Source organism: Mammaliicoccus sp. O-M54 (assembly GCF_022386035.1).
GTDB classification, from domain to species: domain Bacteria; phylum Bacillota; class Bacilli; order Staphylococcales; family Staphylococcaceae; genus Mammaliicoccus; species Mammaliicoccus sciuri_A.
Genome location: NZ_JAJNJE010000014.1, coordinates 13,422 through 28,260 on the forward strand (window position 1 = coordinate 13,422; position 14,839 = coordinate 28,260).

Here is a 14,839-nt window from a genome sequence, read left to right on the forward strand (position 1 = left end):
AAATAAAAAACGCTATTTTTCTGGATAGAAAAATAGCGTAAAAATTTAATTATAAGTATAAGTAAGCTTATATACGCCACTTTCCTACGCCAGTATGAACTGGATCAGGTTCAAGGAATCCCGAAGTCACTACTTCAGTCTCAGCCTATAATAAGGCACTTCCAGTGGACATTTATTCAGTTATTACATCCATTGTACATATAAAAGTAAGAATGTTCAAATTTATATGTTATTGAGTTACATCCTAAATTATTCCATTAATCTATTTTTTAAATTCCGTGAAATAAAATTTTAAAGACCAATTATTTATTAAAACAGAAAATAATATTGACATTGATAACTATTATCAATTAAATTATAAGATGGAAGGAGAATTTCAATAAATTTACAAAGGAGGTATATTATGCAAAGGTTTAAACAAGTTTTAAATATTGGGTTATTAGTACTTATTTTATTATCAGTAGGTGTAGGTAAGGTGGCTTCTGCTGATGTGAAGGATGGTACTTATGACGTTGATTACACAGTATTGAAACATGGTACTTCAGATGTTTCGATTGCAAATGATTATTTTAATAAACCAGGTAAGTTAGTTGTTAAGAATGGTGAAAAGCAACTTCAATTAACGATGAATCACAGCCATTGGATTAAAGGTATTACAGTTGATGGTTCTGCTGAAAGTATCGTAAGTGAAGATAAAGGTTCAGACGTTAGAACGTCTAGCTTTAAAGTGAATTCTACATCTGGACAACTTGCTGGAACAATTGATGTTTATATCAATGAAAAAGTCGATGGTAAACCGTTCTTATACGATAACAAATATAAAATCACATTTGACGTGAAAGAGCCTTCTGGACAGGCTGCAGCAGATTCATCTAGTGATGCTTCAAAAGATTCAACAACAGCAGCATCAACTAGTTCAGATAGTAGTACACCATCTAGTGGTTCTACTACTTCTACAACTTCACAAGATGTGAAAAATCCTCAAACTAGCGCAGGCACACCAGTAATGATCACAGTCCTTCCAATTGTTGCGGGTATGTTATTAATCGTTACGTTTATGTTCAATAAAAAATTGAAAAGAGGTCATAATTAATGAAGAAAAATGTTAAGTCACTATTAGCGTTTTCTTTATTATTCTCAACTCTTTCATTCAACACTTATGAACCGCTTAGTCATACAACAATGAAAAAAGTTGAAGCAGCAGAAGAACAAGCATCAGCAGTGGAAAGTAAGACAATTGATTTTGTAGTAAATAAAGACAAATCAAATGAAGTCTCATATATGGATCAATATATGGTGAAACCAGCAAAGGTATATTTTGAGAATGGGGAAACGTATGTTGAGATGACTTTGAAAAGTGCTTCTTATTGGAAGTCATTTGAACTGTATGATGAATCAGGCGCAATAGCCATTCAAACAGTTAAAGAAGATCATCAAGCTGATACTAAAGTCATTAAGTTTAAAGTTAAACCAGGTAGCCAATCGCTTACTTCAAAAGTTCATATTGTTGTACCGGCAATCAATTATGACAACAAATATACAACTCATGTAAATTTTAAAGAAGTTATTCCTAGTGCACCGACAACTCAGAATTCAAATCAACAAGATACAGGAAAAGTAGATTCAAACGATAAAGCGAAAGATGATTCAAACCAATCAACGACTGATCAAAAGCAGGATAATACAACGCAGAATAATGAAGATACACAACAAGCACCTGCCAAGGATACGAATCATGAGAAACCACAAACAGAACTTCCAAAGCAAGATACATCAAAGAATGAATCACCAAAGAAGGATACACCAAAGAACGAAACACCTAAGAATGATAATAAGCCGATAACAAAAAAAGAAGTGCCAATTCCTGATAAAGTTAAAAATCCGTCTGGCTCCAACCAAGGATCAACTCAACAAGAAAAAGCAACTTCAACGTTAGGTTACATGGTCTATAAAAATGGTTCAAGTGAAATATCTTATATGGACCAATATATGGTGAAACCTGCACGTATTGTTGAAGAAAATGGTAAACAATATGTTGAATTAACATTGAAATCAGCTTCATATTGGAAGTCGTTTGAATTATTCGATCATGATAAAAAATTAAATGTCACAACCGTGTCAGAAGATCAATCTGCAGATACAAAAATCATTCGCTTTGAAAAGCCGAAAGATTTAAAAGTATTAACATCTAAAGTGCACATTGTTGTACCAGCAATTAATTACGACAATCATTACACAACACGAATTGAATTTGATAAAGAAGCGGCATCTGGCAACGGAAATACAGACACAAGTGATGAACAACAACAACCTGTCAGCACACCAAGTAAGGATGATGACACTAAAGGTCATGATTCTCAAAATGTTCAACACAATCAGACAACAGCTAAAGATGACCAAAAATCCGAATCTTCGAATGCTTCATCTGCAACAAATAGTTCAACAAATCATAGTTCATCACCTGCCACACCTTCAAATCAAGCTGTGACAAGTGGTAACAATGCAACAAGTTCTACAACTGCAGATAAAGCTAATCCAAGTTTCGATCGTAACGCAGATGGTTCAACAAACATGAAACTCGTTAATCCTTCAACAAGTAGCAGTGGAGATGCGATGACATATGCACTTATCTTCAGTGGTGCAGTATTGTTATTAGCTGGTTCATTCTTCTTAGGTAAGAAGCGAGCATCTAAATGAAGATTAAATCGTTATTAAGTTTAATGCTTATATGTAGCTGTCTACTTGCGGCTTGTAACATCAACTTTAGTAAATTATCAGAACCTGCAAGTAAACAGAAGAAAGAAGAATTCAGAATCGTGCCAACTACTGTAGCTTTAACGGAAACTTTAGATGCATTAGATTTAGATATCGTAGGTAAACCGACAACTTATAAAGATTTACCGAAACGATATAAAGATGTACCTGAAATTGGTCAGCCTAAGAAACCGAATGTTGAAGTTGTGAAATCACTTAATCCAACACATGTATTAACGGTTACAACAATTAAATCTGAGATGGATCCTGTGTTTGAACAACTTAAAATGAAAGGTACTTATTATGATTACGACAGTTTAAATGGTTTGAAGAAATCTATCACAGAAATGGGTAATACGTTCAACCGTAAAGAACAGGCTAAAAAACTTAATAAAAAGTTTGAAAATGCCGAAGCTGAAATTAAAGCTAAGATTCAAGGTAAAGAACGCCCTAAAGTACTAATTCTTATGGGTGTACCTGGTAGTTATCTTGTAGCAACAGAACACTCTTATATTGGTGATTTAGTGAAAATTGCCGGAGGAGAGAATGTTATACAAAATGAATCAAGAGCTTATTTATCTTCTAATACGGAAGAACTTTATAAAGTCAATCCTGATATTATTTTAAGATTGCCACATGGTTTTCCAGATCAAGTAAAAGAAATGTTTAAGAAAGAGTTTAGCACAAATGATATATGGAAACACTTTGACGCAGTTAAAAATAATAGAGTTTATGATTTAGAAGAAATACCATTTGGCATAACAGCAAGTATTAAAGCTGACGATGCGTTAGTACAGCTTTATGACATTTTATATAATAAGTAAAGAGGTTAAAACATGAAAAAATATTCGCGACTCACGTTCTGGATCATGTTATGTATGCTTGTCATAACAATTTATATATCGCTTGTAAGTGGGAAGTTACCTTTAAGTATAGAACAAATCATCATGAAACTCACAACAGGTACTGAACCTCAAGTAGATGCAGTTATTGATTTACGCATGCCAAGAATATTCATCGCGTTATTTGTTGGAGCTGCTCTGAGTGTATCAGGGGCTTTGCTACAAGCGGTATTACAAAATCCTCTAGCTGAAGCGAATATTATTGGTGTGACATCTGGTGCACTTGTTGCACGAGGTGTCATACTTATATTTTTACCTACCTTGTATTTCTATTTACCGATATTCGTCTTTATTGGTGGAGTTATACCGTTTCTTATATTATTCCTATTAGTATCTCGTTATCACATAACACCGATTAGACTCATATTAGTAGGTGTTGCGATATACGCCATGTTAAATGGTGTAATAGAACTTTTATCTATGAGTCCTGTTATGCAGTTACCAACAGGTTTAACGATGAAAGTATGGCAAGATGTTTATATAATCGCCGTCACTTCAACAATAGGGATTATATTCGCACTCATGTTAGTAAACAAAGTGAACTTGTTATCATTCGAAGATAAACAAGCGCATAATATTGGTTTTAATATTACGAAATACCGCCTCATCGTCGGTTTAGTTGCTGTATTTTTAGCAAGCAGTGCAACAGCTATCGTCGGTCAATTAGCTTTTGTAGGGTTAATCGTGCCACACATTATAAGACGTATCGTTGGGACGAATTATAAAAAAGTCATACCTTATTCCATTATATTTGGTGCATGGCTCGTATTACTAGCAGACACAGCAGGTCGAACAATAGCGCCACCTTTAGAGATACCAGCGAGTACGATAACAACTGTAGTAGGTGGGCCATTCTTGATTTACCTTATTTGTAAAGGAGCGTATGTCCATGCGAACAGAGAACGTTAGTTTCAAATACCAGCGAAAGCATATTTTTAAATCGTTAAACATACAACTCAAAAAGCACGCCATTACAACTATCATTGGACCTAATGGATCAGGTAAATCAACATTGTTACAGATATTATCACGTAATTTAGAGCCGAGTGAAGGTATTGTTTACTTAGATAATCAAGCTATTTCATCATTAAATAGAAAGACGTTAGCAAGGCAGTTAGCAACCGTACATCAAACTAACCGTGCGCCAGAAGATTTTACAGTAAAAGAAGTCGTACAATGTGGTAGATATAGTTACCAATCCATATTGAAGAAAGATATCAAACAAGAAGAAGTCATTCAGCATGTGTTACATCAACTAGAATTAGAAGACTTTCAAGATAAACCCATTAGTGAATTGTCAGGCGGAGAATTACAACGTGTGTATATCGCAATGTCACTTGCGCAAGAACCACAATATATGTTGCTAGATGAACCAACGACTTACTTAGATTTAAACTATCAATATCAAGTGTTGGACATTATACGATCACTGAAAGAGAACTTTAATATCACCATTATTATGGTGTTACATGACATTAACCAAGCGATAGAATATAGTGATGAAATCGTATGTATACATAACAATCAAGTCATCCAAGGACCTCCAGAAGAAGTCGTAACAGAATCCTTTATTTCACGCGTATATAATATCGATGCGAAAATCATCCATGACCCAGAATGTGGCATGTTGATTTGTAAGAGAAAGGGTAGAGCGCCTCATGAAAATCATCATTAAAATCATTCAAATAGCATTAGTCGCTGTCATCATATGGTCTGGATATGTCATGTTTCACAATAAGCAAGAAGATAAAGAAGCGGAAGAACGCTACATTCATTTACAACAAAATTATACACAAATGACAAACACCAATACCGTGCGACCACAATTCAAACAACTCAGTAACATCAACAAAGATATCATAGGATGGATACATCTAGAAGGCACATCATTGAACTATCCGATACTACAATCGAAAGACAACAAAGACTACTTAAAGAAAGACTTTGAACAACAAGAAAGTAGAAAAGGTAGTATCTTTATGGATTATCGTAATACACCAAAGCACGATAAAATGAATACTGTCATATATGGACATCACGTAGGAGATAACACCATGTTTGACGTCGTAGAAAAATATTTAGATCAATCATTTTATAATCAACATAAGACGATTCAGTACGACACACAATACGGTAAATATCAATTAGAAGTCATTAGCGCCTATGAAACGACAACAAAAGATAATTACATACAAACAGACTTTAAAGACAAAGCAACATATGAACAATTTCTAGAACAAACATTAAAAAAATCACAAATCTCAACAACAACAGAAATTAATAAAGACGACAAGATCGTCACACTTTCAACATGTGAAGACCCATACTCACTCACATCAGGACGAATCGTCGTCGTAGCCAAACTCGTAAAAGTATAAAATAGAAAAGAGGAAATAACATGTTCATGGCAGAAAATAAATTACAACTCTATAAAGGAACAGCAGACGAAACAATAGAAAGATTCTATATGAGACAAGGGATAGAAACAATCGAAGGATTCAAGAAAATGTATGTAACAAAAACAAACAACCTAGAAGAATACGACGAAGTAAAAATACTTACAATCTGGGAATCAGAACAAAGCTTCAAAAACTGGTTAAAATCAGACGTATTCAAAGAAGCACATAAGAACGTACGACATAACAGAGAAGATAGCGAAAGTCCTATATTAGAAAACACAGTCACAACATATACAATCGGTTATCACTTTGATAATGAGGTAGAAGCGGAAGTTATAAACCCAGCATGACATTAAAGTCATGTTGGGTTTTTTATTTAAGTTAATATTATAGAAAAATAATTAAGATAATATAATTAAATTAGAGTAAAAAGTAATTCTATTGATTTATTTTCAATTTTTAGCGATAATAATATTACTATTATATATAAGTTGGTGATTATATGACAGAATCTAAGTATGATAAGAACATAGAGGAAGAGAGTATAATTGGAGAGTTTTTGGATAAGTATTTTTATCCTGAAATTGAAGAAAAATATAATAATAATATTAAAAATATCACTAGAAATTATGATGTAGCTAAACAAAATAAGGGTGTTGATGTAATTTTAGAGTGTAGAGATGGTTATAGAATCAATATTGATGAAAAGACTGCAACTGACTATCTAAATAAAAATATACCGACATTCGCTTTAGAGATTTCTTTTCTAAAAGACAATATTAAAAAAGATGGATGGCTGTTTGGTGAAAAATATTGTGATACTGATACATATTTATTTTGCTGGGGTTGGAAAGTTGATGAGCATGAAGAATTAACTGTTGAAAATATTCAACGTATAGAAGCATACTCAGTAAGGAAAAATGAACTTCAGCAACTATTAGAAGATGATTATGGACTTAATAAATATAACTATAAAGAAAAGTCTAAACTAGCTGTTCAAGAAATAGATAGGTCACTAAAAGGTCAGAAAGTTTTTCTGAATGGTGAAAGTGGACCGAGATGGCACGTATCCTATCATTTAAATGAGAAACCTATTAATCTCGTAACACCTAAACATATACTAAAGAAAGTTACAAAAAATATCTTTAATATAGATAAAAACGGTGTAAAGATTGAAAAGTTGTGATTTAAAATTAATGACTATCTAAGAATTTACGAAAGGTGATTTTATGGCACAATATCGTACAAAAGAAGAAGTTCATAATAGAGCTAGAGAAGCTGTTGGATTAACAATCAAAGAAATAAATGGTGGTTATGGTTTAAAAAGTAGCAAAAATTCTGTTGGTGATGCTTTTGAACATTGGTTTGGAGTGGAGAAAAATAGTGATAGAAGGCCAGACTTAGTTGAAGCGGGTGTTGAATTAAAAGCTACACCAATACATAAAATTAAATCTGGCGCGTATAGGTCTAAAGAAAGATTAGTTTTGAGCATTATAAACTATGAAGAACTTTTAGATGAAACATTTGAAACTAGCAGATTTTTAAACAAAAACAAAGCAATACAATTAGGATTTTATGAGAATATTCAAGGTGTTCCTAAAGATGATTGGATATTAAAAGAAACTGTTCTTTTTGAGTTGCTCAAAAATCCTAAAGATTTAGAAATTATTAGGAATGACTGGGAAACAATTCATAGCTTTGTAGAGGAAGGCAGAGCTCATGAATTAAGTGAAAAATATACAACTTATTTATCAGCTTGTACTAAAGGTGCAAGTGCGTCATCTATGAGAACTCAACCCAATTCTGATATTCCTGCTAAACAAAGAGCATTATCTTTTAAATCAGGATATATGAGTTCAATATTAAATGACTATGTATTAGGAGATAAGAAAGTTGAATCAATCATCAAGGATCCATTTATTTTACAAGATAAATCATTAGAAGAGTATATAGAAGAAGCATTTAAACCTTTTATTGGCTGGAGTATTGATGAATTAGTTAAGCATTTTGAAATAACTAATACAAGTAAGCACTTAAATTATAGAATTGCTATGGGGATTTTGAATTTGAGTGGTAAGAATGAGAAAACTAATGCATTTCCAAAAGTTGAAGAGTTTGAAAAAGCGTGTATTCAATTAAAAACTGTGAAATTTGATAAAAATAATGTGAATAAAGAAAGTATGTCATTCCCATCGTTTAAGTTCTCAGATTTAGTTAATGAGAATTGGATAGATGAAGAGGGAATGCCTAGCGCTAGTTGGCATGTATTTTTATTGGAAACAAAATTCTTATTCTTTGTTGTTAAAAATGATGGAGAAAAAGATATATTTAAAGGGATAAAATTCTTTACGATGCCTGAAGAAGATGTTGAAGGACCAGTTTATCAAGTGTGGAAAGATACAGTGGATAAAATTAAGAATGGAGTCGAATTAAAAGCGACAAAAAATAAAAAAGGACAAACTGTCATTAAAAATAATTTCATAAAAAAATCCGACAAAATGATTTGTCATATTCGACCACATGAAACTAAGAGTGATTATAGTGAAAATGGAAAATATGCGGATAAGTTACCAACACCAGCAAAATGGATAAATAAACCAGAGAGTGATAAATACTCAGATAGTTGGATGACTAAGCAATGCTTTTGGTTAAATAATGATTATATTAAGGCACAAGTTGAAGACCTACTTTAGTGGGTCTTGTTTTATTTTATGAGAGTAATATAATAGAGAGTATTCTAAATTTTGAGTGTAAAACACTAGAACGATCGTTCGGGTTATGATATAATAAATTATTATTAAACTGTAAGGAGAATTAACATGGAAAGAATTAAAGTTGCTGAGCTATTTGCAGGTGTTGGTGGATTTAGACTTGGTTTAGAAAATACTAACGATAAAATTTTTGATGTTACATGGGCTAATCAATGGGAACCATCTCGAAAAGTACAACATGCATTTGATTGTTATAGTCAGCATTTTAATTCAGGAGAACATGTTAATAAAGACATAGCTGAAGTTACTGATAAAGAAATGTCTGATACTAATGTTGATATGATTGTGGGAGGATTTCCTTGCCAAGATTATTCTGTTGCACGAAGCCTTAGTGGTGAGTTAGGAATACAAGGTAAAAAAGGTGTGTTATTTTGGCAAATTGTTAGATTTATTCAAAATACGTTCCCTAAATTTATTTTACTAGAAAATGTAGATAGATTATTAAAATCACCTTCAAGTCAAAGAGGTAGAGACTTTTCAGTAATGTTATCGACTTTAAACGAGTTAGGGTATGACATTGAATGGAGAGTAATAAATGCTGCTGATTACGGTAATAGTCAGAGACGTAGAAGAGTATTTATTTTTGGTTATAAAAGAGATCTATCATATGGTAAAACAATGCAAAATATAAGTTTAGATAAAATTATTTATGAAGAAGGATTATTTGCAAAAGCTTTTCCAGTTGAGAAAGAACCGAATAAAAATAGAGTTTCCACAACTGAAATATCTAGTGATATTGTAGATGTTTCAAATAATTTTAGTTTCACTTATTATAATTCAGGAATAATGAAGAACGGTGAAATTCATACGATAGATACTATCCCTATCTATGAAGAAGCAGTTCCATTAGGCGCTATTTTAGAAAAAGAAGTAGATTCTAGTTACTATTTGAGTGAAACGCATGTTGAAAAGTTTAAGTATTTAAGAGGTCCTAAAAAAATTAAGAGAACTTCAAAAACTGGTCATGAGTACTACTTTTCTGAAGGTGGTATGTCTGAATCTGATTCATTAGACTTGCCTGCTAGAACAATGTTAACTAGTGAAGGATCTGTTAATAGAAGTACACATTTAATTAATGATAATGATAAGTATCGTATATTAACACCTATTGAAGCTGAGAGATTAAATGGTTTCCCAGATGACTGGACAAATACTATGACTGATAGAATGCGTTACTTCTGTATGGGGAATGCCTTAGTAATACCTTTAGTAACGAGAATTGCTAATCAAATTGAAAAAATAAATGAGATTTCTGAAGATACTCATTCACAATTAAAATTATTCTAACTTCCAGACACGACTTTTTACGTCGTGTCTTTTTTTGTCGATTTTTTGCAGATTTTTTTGTTTTTCTTTCACTTTTTTTGAGAAAAATTTAATTTTTATATTACATTTTTTGAAGTTTAAAGTGTCTTAAATATTACTATTACTTAAATTATGTCTAATAAATTTTTTTGAAAATTTTACGATTTTGAACTACTTATTTTGAGACATTTTTAAATTTTGTGGCTTATAAAACGTTGATTTAACGGCGTTTCATTGTATTTTAAAGAATTTGTATAAAAAAAGAATAGAAAATAGTTGACATTAAATGAGTCCTGAATATAATAAGAGTATAACCTATAACAACCCCAAGGAAAGGAGGTTAAGATGTGCAATATCATTAAATTTGAATTTTACGACATTCAAGGTTTTATTACTGAAGGTAAGATTGGTATGCATAGAGTGGAGGAACTGGCGATTCCGAAAGATATAAGTTTGGATGATATTTTAGATGATTTGGACGAGAGATATGGAGAGTCTCTTACTGATCAGACTGAATTTTTCAATTCAATTTTTATATTTGCATGCGTGAGGATAGAGGAAGACCAAAAGCACTTTAAGGTTCTCAAACGAAGTTCTGCTTTGTTTGGAGAGACGATTGATACGATAAATGAAATTTGTTTATATTTGAATCGTCACTTTGAAGATGCGATTGGCACATAGGTAGTACATTTTGTTTAAAGCATTACACATATTTGTTCATAGCACAGTTTATTAATTGATTATAATTGTAGTTAAGCTTAATTTTAATGTGATATTGTACGTTTTCTCTTTTTGAAAGGGTTATTATAGGTTATAAAGAATTTTAGAGGGATTTAAATGATTCAAAGAATGTTTTGGGGAGTTTTAGGTTTATAAATTTTTCATGGCGTTAAAATTATACTTTATAAGATTTTAAGCACTAAATAAGAGAAGTTTTCATAATCAATGGGGAAATCGATTATGAGTTTAGAAGATATGAATAGATAATATATTTTAGTATTGATTACACGCTTTGTGTGATAAGGAATTTATATCGTGTGAATTTCAGATATTTCAGTAAAACATGTAAAAACGGAAAATAAGGCCCTTAAGGTGAGAACCTTAAGGGTCTTTGTTTACATTTTTTTAAGTTTTGTATTTATTTTTTTGCTTTGTTGAATATTGAGATACATAAATACAAACCAGATAACGAGGAATATCAGTGCGAAGGTTGTGAGTCCGCCAATGAGTGGTGCTGGTTCTAATGGTATCCAGTTATTAATTGTTGAAACGATAAAGAACGTAATGATACTGCCACCTAAATGAATGATGAGTTTGAATAAAAGTGGTATTTGATCGATTTCATAAACTATTGGTAGAAATCCACAAATGGCACCGAATATATAAACGCTGAACACTGCTTGGAAGTCAATTGTTACTTCAAATATTGCGATAAATATGAGCATAATGCTGCTTCCTATACCGATACCTTGTAGAATAGATTTAAAGATTTTGTTCATAATTTTCTCCTCCTTATATACCTAATATTTCAGTTAAATTTTTAACATACCTTCTTGAAATGGTTACTTTTTTATTATTGGATAAAGTTGCATATAAATTCCCTGAGAATGACGGTGATACTTTGGTGATATGTTCTATGTTGACGATAGATGATTTACTAATTTGTACGAACTTCTGCTTAGGCAAAGTTTGTTGTAAGGCAGTGAGTGACATTCTAGTTGTGAGTGTTTCACTGAGTGTTATGATGTTCAGTTGTTTATCAAAAACTTCTGCAAAAATGATATCTTCTTTTAAAATAAGTGACGTTCCTTGTGATGTTTTAATACCTATTTTATGGTTGGATGTTTCAAATTGTTGAATATACGTTAATAGGTTATGACCAAGTTCTTGTTCAAAGGTTCTGATTGAAATATCCGTCGTCGTTTGTGAAGTGTCGATGTTTAGTTGAACGTTGAATGGCTCTGTCATAGCATAACCTCCTTTGGTTATATAGTATGTTGTATCACATTATTTGTCAGTAGTTATGTCATAACCGGTTGAATATACGGTGTAAGTGGTTAGGTAATGATTGTATAGAAAAAGCTTCCTCAACTTGTCTTCTTCAGACAAATTGAGGAAGCTTAATTTTATATTTTTAACATGCTTCGGAAACCTCTTGCGCCATAATAAGAATCAGCGCCATTATGGTACGTGAATACTGTGTCATAACGTAAATCACAGAATAATGCACCGCCAAGGTCTCTAATTTTAGTAGGTGTTTCAATCCAACTAGATGTTTTCTTATCAAATTCACCGAGTGTTTGTAAATGTCTATATTGTTCTTCATTAAGTAATGTAACGTTCATTTCATGAACCATGTCCATTACACTTGTTTCTGGTTTGTGTTTCTTTCTAGATTCTAATGCTGCTCTATCGTAGCAAACACTTCTACGACCTTTAGGACTTTCTTTCGAACAGTCTACGAAAATATAAGCATCGTCTTCAAATCCTATGACATCAGGTTCTCCTTCAGTTTGTTCCATTTGATTAAGCGACCATAATTTTTCTGGATGTTCATTTAATCGCTTTTCTACATCTGACCATTCTATATTTTTATGACGTTCTGGAAATTTTTCGAAACGCTTTTGTAAAGTTGTAAGCAGTTCAGCTTGTTCTTCTTGTGAAAGTTTTTGAGTTGTCATAAAATACCCCTTTTTTATTTTATTGTAGCAAACTATGAAGCGATTAAAAGCAATATGTGATTAGGCTTTATCTTTTGTATTTAAAAAGTCTAAAAATTCGTCTCCCCAGTCACAAATGCCATTAACAACAGGTTCTAAATCTTTGCCTATTTGTGTCAGACTATATTCAACTTTAGGTGGTACGACCGGATATACAGTACGGTTTACGATATGATCGTCTTCAAGTTCTCTCAACTGTCTAATAAGCATACGCTGATTAATATCTGGTAGTTTCTTTTCTAATTCGTTCAGTCTAAGAGGTGACGCTTGTAATAAATGCCAGATGATTGGTATTTTCCAACGACCGCCAATAACAGATAATGCTAAGTCTTTAGAATTATAATATTCCGTTTCTTTATAGTTAATTAATACCATGATACAACCCCATTTCTTCACTAAGTGACATATTTGTCAGTATTGCATAATTTTATACATTGTATCACAATTATTAGTGTAAAGTAATATAGATAAAGGAGATAGGATTAATATGAAATTACAATTAGCAATTGATTTATTAAATAAAGAAGAAGCAGCTCAATTAGCGCAACAAGTTGAGGAATATGTAGATATAGTAGAAATCGGTACACCTATCGTTATTAACGAAGGATTAGGTGCAGTAGAAAAATTAAGTCAATCTGTTAAAGATGTTCAAGTATTAGCTGACTTAAAAATTATGGATGCTGCTAGTTATGAAGTAAGCCAAGCTGTTAAATATGGTGCAGATATTGTAACAATTTTAGGTGTAGCAGAAGATGCTTCAATTAAAGGCGCAGTTGAAGAAGCACATAAACATGGTAAAGAATTATTAGTGGATATGATCGCAGTTCAAGATTTAGAAAAACGTGCGAAAGAATTAGACGCATTAGGTGCAGATTATATCGCTGTGCATACTGGTTATGACTTACAAGCTGAAGGTGTATCACCATTAGAAAGCTTACGTACAGTTAAATCAGTTATCAAAAATTCAAAAGTAGCAGTAGCAGGTGGTATTACACCAGAAACAATTCAATCTGTTGCTGATGAAAATCCAGATTTAATTATTGTTGGTGGAGGAATTGCTAACGCAGACGATCCAAAAGCAGTCGCAAAATTATGTAGAGAAGTTATTGAAGGTAAATAATATGAGCCGTTATCAATTAATTTTGGATGAAATTACGCAAACATTAAATCAAGTAGACTTGAAGGATACTGAGCAATTCGTAAATAGTTTGTTGTCAGAAGATCCAGTGTTTGTAGCAGCTAAAGGACGCTCTGCATTTGTTGCGAACAGTTTTGCTATGAGATTGAACCAATTAGGTAAGAAAAGCTATGTAGTAGGAGAGACAAGTACACCTTCTATTCAAGAAGGAGATAAATTATTGATTGTCTCCGGTTCAGGTTCGACAGCTCACTTGAAATTACTCGCACAAACAGCAAAAGATATCGGAGCGAATGTCATATTAATTTCTACAAAAGAACAATCACCAATCGCTGAAATAGCAGATGACGTGATCGTTTTACCAGCAGGTACTAAATATGATGAAAAAGGATCAGACCAACCACTAGGAAGTCTATTCGAACAAAGCACTCAATTATATTTAGATAGTATCGTAATGGATTTAATGGAACAATTAAACGTAAGTGAAACATTTATGCAAAATAAACACGCGAATTTAGAATAATAAAGGAAACCGTCTGAAACGCTCAGACGGTTTCTTACTTTTTAGATAGAGATGAGTGTTGATGGAGGTGTGAATATTGCAAGTGGAGTGCGGCTAGCAATGTTGGAGGTCTGAATATTGCAAGTGGGACGTGACTAGCAATGTTCAGGACCTTGTATTTATCAAGACTAGTGAAACAAGATAAATAGGCGCCTTGTATTTATCAAGACTGGCCAAACAAGATAAATAGGCGCCTCGTATTTATCAAGACTGGCGAAACAAGATAAATAGAGGCTCTGTATTTATCAAGACTGGCGAAACAAGATAAATAGAGGCTCTGTATTTATC

The 14,839-nt window shown here is 32.4% G+C and carries 17 protein-coding genes and 1 riboswitch; of the genes, 13 read left to right on the forward strand and 4 right to left on the reverse strand.

Annotated elements, in window-relative coordinates; translation table 11 throughout:
- Positions 1-64 precede the first annotated feature (64 nt).
- Positions 65-173, reverse strand: a riboswitch (TPP riboswitch).
- A 230-nt stretch (positions 174-403) separates the two neighbouring features.
- The 11 genes from isdC (at position 404) to LQ673_RS14410 (ending at position 10,812) form a co-directional block, all read left to right on the forward strand.
- A complete protein-coding gene (gene isdC, locus LQ673_RS14360) occupies positions 404-1,093 on the forward strand; it encodes a heme uptake protein IsdC (protein WP_126477298.1) in 690 nt (229 codons plus the stop codon).
- Positions 1,093-2,697: an NEAT domain-containing protein gene (locus tag LQ673_RS14365; RefSeq protein WP_239705877.1), complete on the forward strand. Its 1,605-nt coding sequence runs from the start codon at positions 1,093-1,095 to the stop codon at positions 2,695-2,697. Before isdC ends, LQ673_RS14365 begins: the two co-directional genes overlap by 1 nt.
- Entirely contained in the window at positions 2,694-3,578 is an 885-nt protein-coding gene (isdE, locus tag LQ673_RS14370) for a heme ABC transporter substrate-binding protein IsdE (protein ID WP_239705876.1), read from the forward strand. The genes LQ673_RS14365 and isdE overlap by 4 nt, the downstream gene beginning before the upstream one ends.
- Positions 3,579-3,590: 12 nt before the next feature.
- Complete coding sequence (locus LQ673_RS14375) at positions 3,591-4,565, forward strand: FecCD family ABC transporter permease (protein WP_196307959.1); 975 nt, start codon at positions 3,591-3,593, stop codon at positions 4,563-4,565.
- Entirely contained in the window at positions 4,546-5,331 is a 786-nt protein-coding gene (locus LQ673_RS14380; protein WP_204188275.1) for an ABC transporter ATP-binding protein, read from the forward strand. Before LQ673_RS14375 ends, LQ673_RS14380 begins: the two co-directional genes overlap by 20 nt.
- Complete coding sequence (gene srtB, locus LQ673_RS14385) at positions 5,315-6,034, forward strand: class B sortase (RefSeq protein WP_126477303.1); 720 nt, start codon at positions 5,315-5,317, stop codon at positions 6,032-6,034. Before LQ673_RS14380 ends, srtB begins: the two co-directional genes overlap by 17 nt.
- A 20-nt stretch (positions 6,035-6,054) precedes the next feature.
- Entirely contained in the window at positions 6,055-6,405 is a 351-nt protein-coding gene (locus tag LQ673_RS14390) for an antibiotic biosynthesis monooxygenase (protein ID WP_126477304.1), read from the forward strand.
- A 209-nt stretch (positions 6,406-6,614) separates the two neighbouring features.
- Positions 6,615-7,241, forward strand: a complete 627-nt coding sequence (locus tag LQ673_RS14395; RefSeq protein ID WP_239705875.1) for a hypothetical protein — start codon at positions 6,615-6,617, stop codon at positions 7,239-7,241.
- A gap of 43 nt (positions 7,242-7,284) precedes the next feature.
- Positions 7,285-8,748, forward strand: coding sequence for a Sau3AI family type II restriction endonuclease (locus LQ673_RS14400; protein WP_196307955.1), 1,464 nt, complete (start codon positions 7,285-7,287; stop codon positions 8,746-8,748).
- A 126-nt stretch (positions 8,749-8,874) separates the two neighbouring features.
- Positions 8,875-10,113, forward strand: coding sequence for a DNA (cytosine-5-)-methyltransferase (dcm, locus tag LQ673_RS14405; protein WP_239705874.1), 1,239 nt, complete (start codon positions 8,875-8,877; stop codon positions 10,111-10,113).
- A gap of 363 nt (positions 10,114-10,476) precedes the next feature.
- Positions 10,477-10,812, forward strand: coding sequence for a hypothetical protein (locus tag LQ673_RS14410; protein ID WP_239705873.1), 336 nt, complete (start codon positions 10,477-10,479; stop codon positions 10,810-10,812).
- A 434-nt stretch (positions 10,813-11,246) separates the two neighbouring features.
- Here the strand turns inward: LQ673_RS14410 and LQ673_RS14415 are convergent, their stop codons facing one another.
- The 4 genes from LQ673_RS14415 to LQ673_RS14430 all read right to left on the reverse strand — a co-directional run bounded on the left by LQ673_RS14415 (position 11,247) and on the right by LQ673_RS14430 (position 13,226).
- On the reverse strand, positions 11,247-11,630 hold the full coding sequence (locus tag LQ673_RS14415) for a DUF3021 domain-containing protein (protein ID WP_037589868.1): 384 nt from the start codon (positions 11,628-11,630) through the stop codon (positions 11,247-11,249).
- Between the two features lie 13 nt (positions 11,631-11,643).
- Positions 11,644-12,099, reverse strand: a complete 456-nt coding sequence (locus LQ673_RS14420) for a LytTR family DNA-binding domain-containing protein (protein WP_051575455.1) — start codon at positions 12,097-12,099, stop codon at positions 11,644-11,646.
- Between the two features lie 158 nt (positions 12,100-12,257).
- The gene (locus LQ673_RS14425; protein WP_191836381.1) at positions 12,258-12,812 is read right to left on the reverse strand and encodes a DUF4256 domain-containing protein; all 555 of its coding nucleotides are present in this window, start codon (positions 12,810-12,812) and stop codon (positions 12,258-12,260) included.
- A gap of 60 nt (positions 12,813-12,872) precedes the next feature.
- Entirely contained in the window at positions 12,873-13,226 is a 354-nt protein-coding gene (locus tag LQ673_RS14430) for a winged helix-turn-helix transcriptional regulator (RefSeq protein ID WP_037589866.1), read from the reverse strand.
- 112 nt (positions 13,227-13,338) lie between these two features.
- On the opposite strand from LQ673_RS14430, the gene hxlA reads away from it, so the two are divergent.
- Both hxlA and hxlB read left to right on the forward strand, forming a co-directional pair.
- Positions 13,339-13,971 (forward strand): 3-hexulose-6-phosphate synthase, encoded by a 633-nt coding sequence (gene hxlA / locus LQ673_RS14435; protein ID WP_239745095.1) that lies wholly within the window; start codon positions 13,339-13,341, stop codon positions 13,969-13,971.
- A 1-nt stretch (position 13,972) separates the two neighbouring features.
- Positions 13,973-14,512, forward strand: coding sequence for a 6-phospho-3-hexuloisomerase (gene hxlB / locus LQ673_RS14440; protein WP_191836383.1), 540 nt, complete (start codon positions 13,973-13,975; stop codon positions 14,510-14,512).
- Positions 14,513-14,839 lie beyond the last annotated feature (327 nt).

Excerpts from the sequence above, each read along its gene's own strand:
- LQ673_RS14390 (WP_126477304.1), top strand. The coding sequence starts at position 6,055 with ATGTTCATGGCAGAAAATAAATTACAACTCTATAAAGGAACAGCAGAC.
- LQ673_RS14380 (WP_204188275.1), top strand. The coding sequence starts at position 4,546 with ATGCGAACAGAGAACGTTAGTTTCAAATACCAGCGAAAGCATATTTTT.
- LQ673_RS14425 (WP_191836381.1), bottom strand. The coding sequence starts at position 12,812 with ATGACAACTCAAAAACTTTCACAAGAAGAACAAGCTGAACTGCTTACA.
- LQ673_RS14410 (WP_239705873.1), top strand. The coding sequence starts at position 10,477 with ATGTGCAATATCATTAAATTTGAATTTTACGACATTCAAGGTTTTATT.
- LQ673_RS14365 (WP_239705877.1), top strand. The coding sequence starts at position 1,093 with ATGAAGAAAAATGTTAAGTCACTATTAGCGTTTTCTTTATTATTCTCA.
- isdE (WP_239705876.1), top strand. The coding sequence starts at position 2,694 with ATGAAGATTAAATCGTTATTAAGTTTAATGCTTATATGTAGCTGTCTA.
- LQ673_RS14375 (WP_196307959.1), top strand. The coding sequence starts at position 3,591 with ATGAAAAAATATTCGCGACTCACGTTCTGGATCATGTTATGTATGCTT.
- LQ673_RS14400 (WP_196307955.1), top strand. The coding sequence starts at position 7,285 with ATGGCACAATATCGTACAAAAGAAGAAGTTCATAATAGAGCTAGAGAA.
- hxlA (WP_239745095.1), top strand. The coding sequence starts at position 13,339 with ATGAAATTACAATTAGCAATTGATTTATTAAATAAAGAAGAAGCAGCT.
- hxlB (WP_191836383.1), top strand. The coding sequence starts at position 13,973 with ATGAGCCGTTATCAATTAATTTTGGATGAAATTACGCAAACATTAAAT.
- isdC (WP_126477298.1), top strand. The coding sequence starts at position 404 with ATGCAAAGGTTTAAACAAGTTTTAAATATTGGGTTATTAGTACTTATT.
- LQ673_RS14415 (WP_037589868.1), bottom strand. The coding sequence starts at position 11,630 with ATGAACAAAATCTTTAAATCTATTCTACAAGGTATCGGTATAGGAAGC.
- dcm (WP_239705874.1), top strand. The coding sequence starts at position 8,875 with ATGGAAAGAATTAAAGTTGCTGAGCTATTTGCAGGTGTTGGTGGATTT.
- srtB (WP_126477303.1), top strand. The coding sequence starts at position 5,315 with ATGAAAATCATCATTAAAATCATTCAAATAGCATTAGTCGCTGTCATC.
- LQ673_RS14430 (WP_037589866.1), bottom strand. The coding sequence starts at position 13,226 with ATGGTATTAATTAACTATAAAGAAACGGAATATTATAATTCTAAAGAC.
- LQ673_RS14420 (WP_051575455.1), bottom strand. The coding sequence starts at position 12,099 with ATGACAGAGCCATTCAACGTTCAACTAAACATCGACACTTCACAAACG.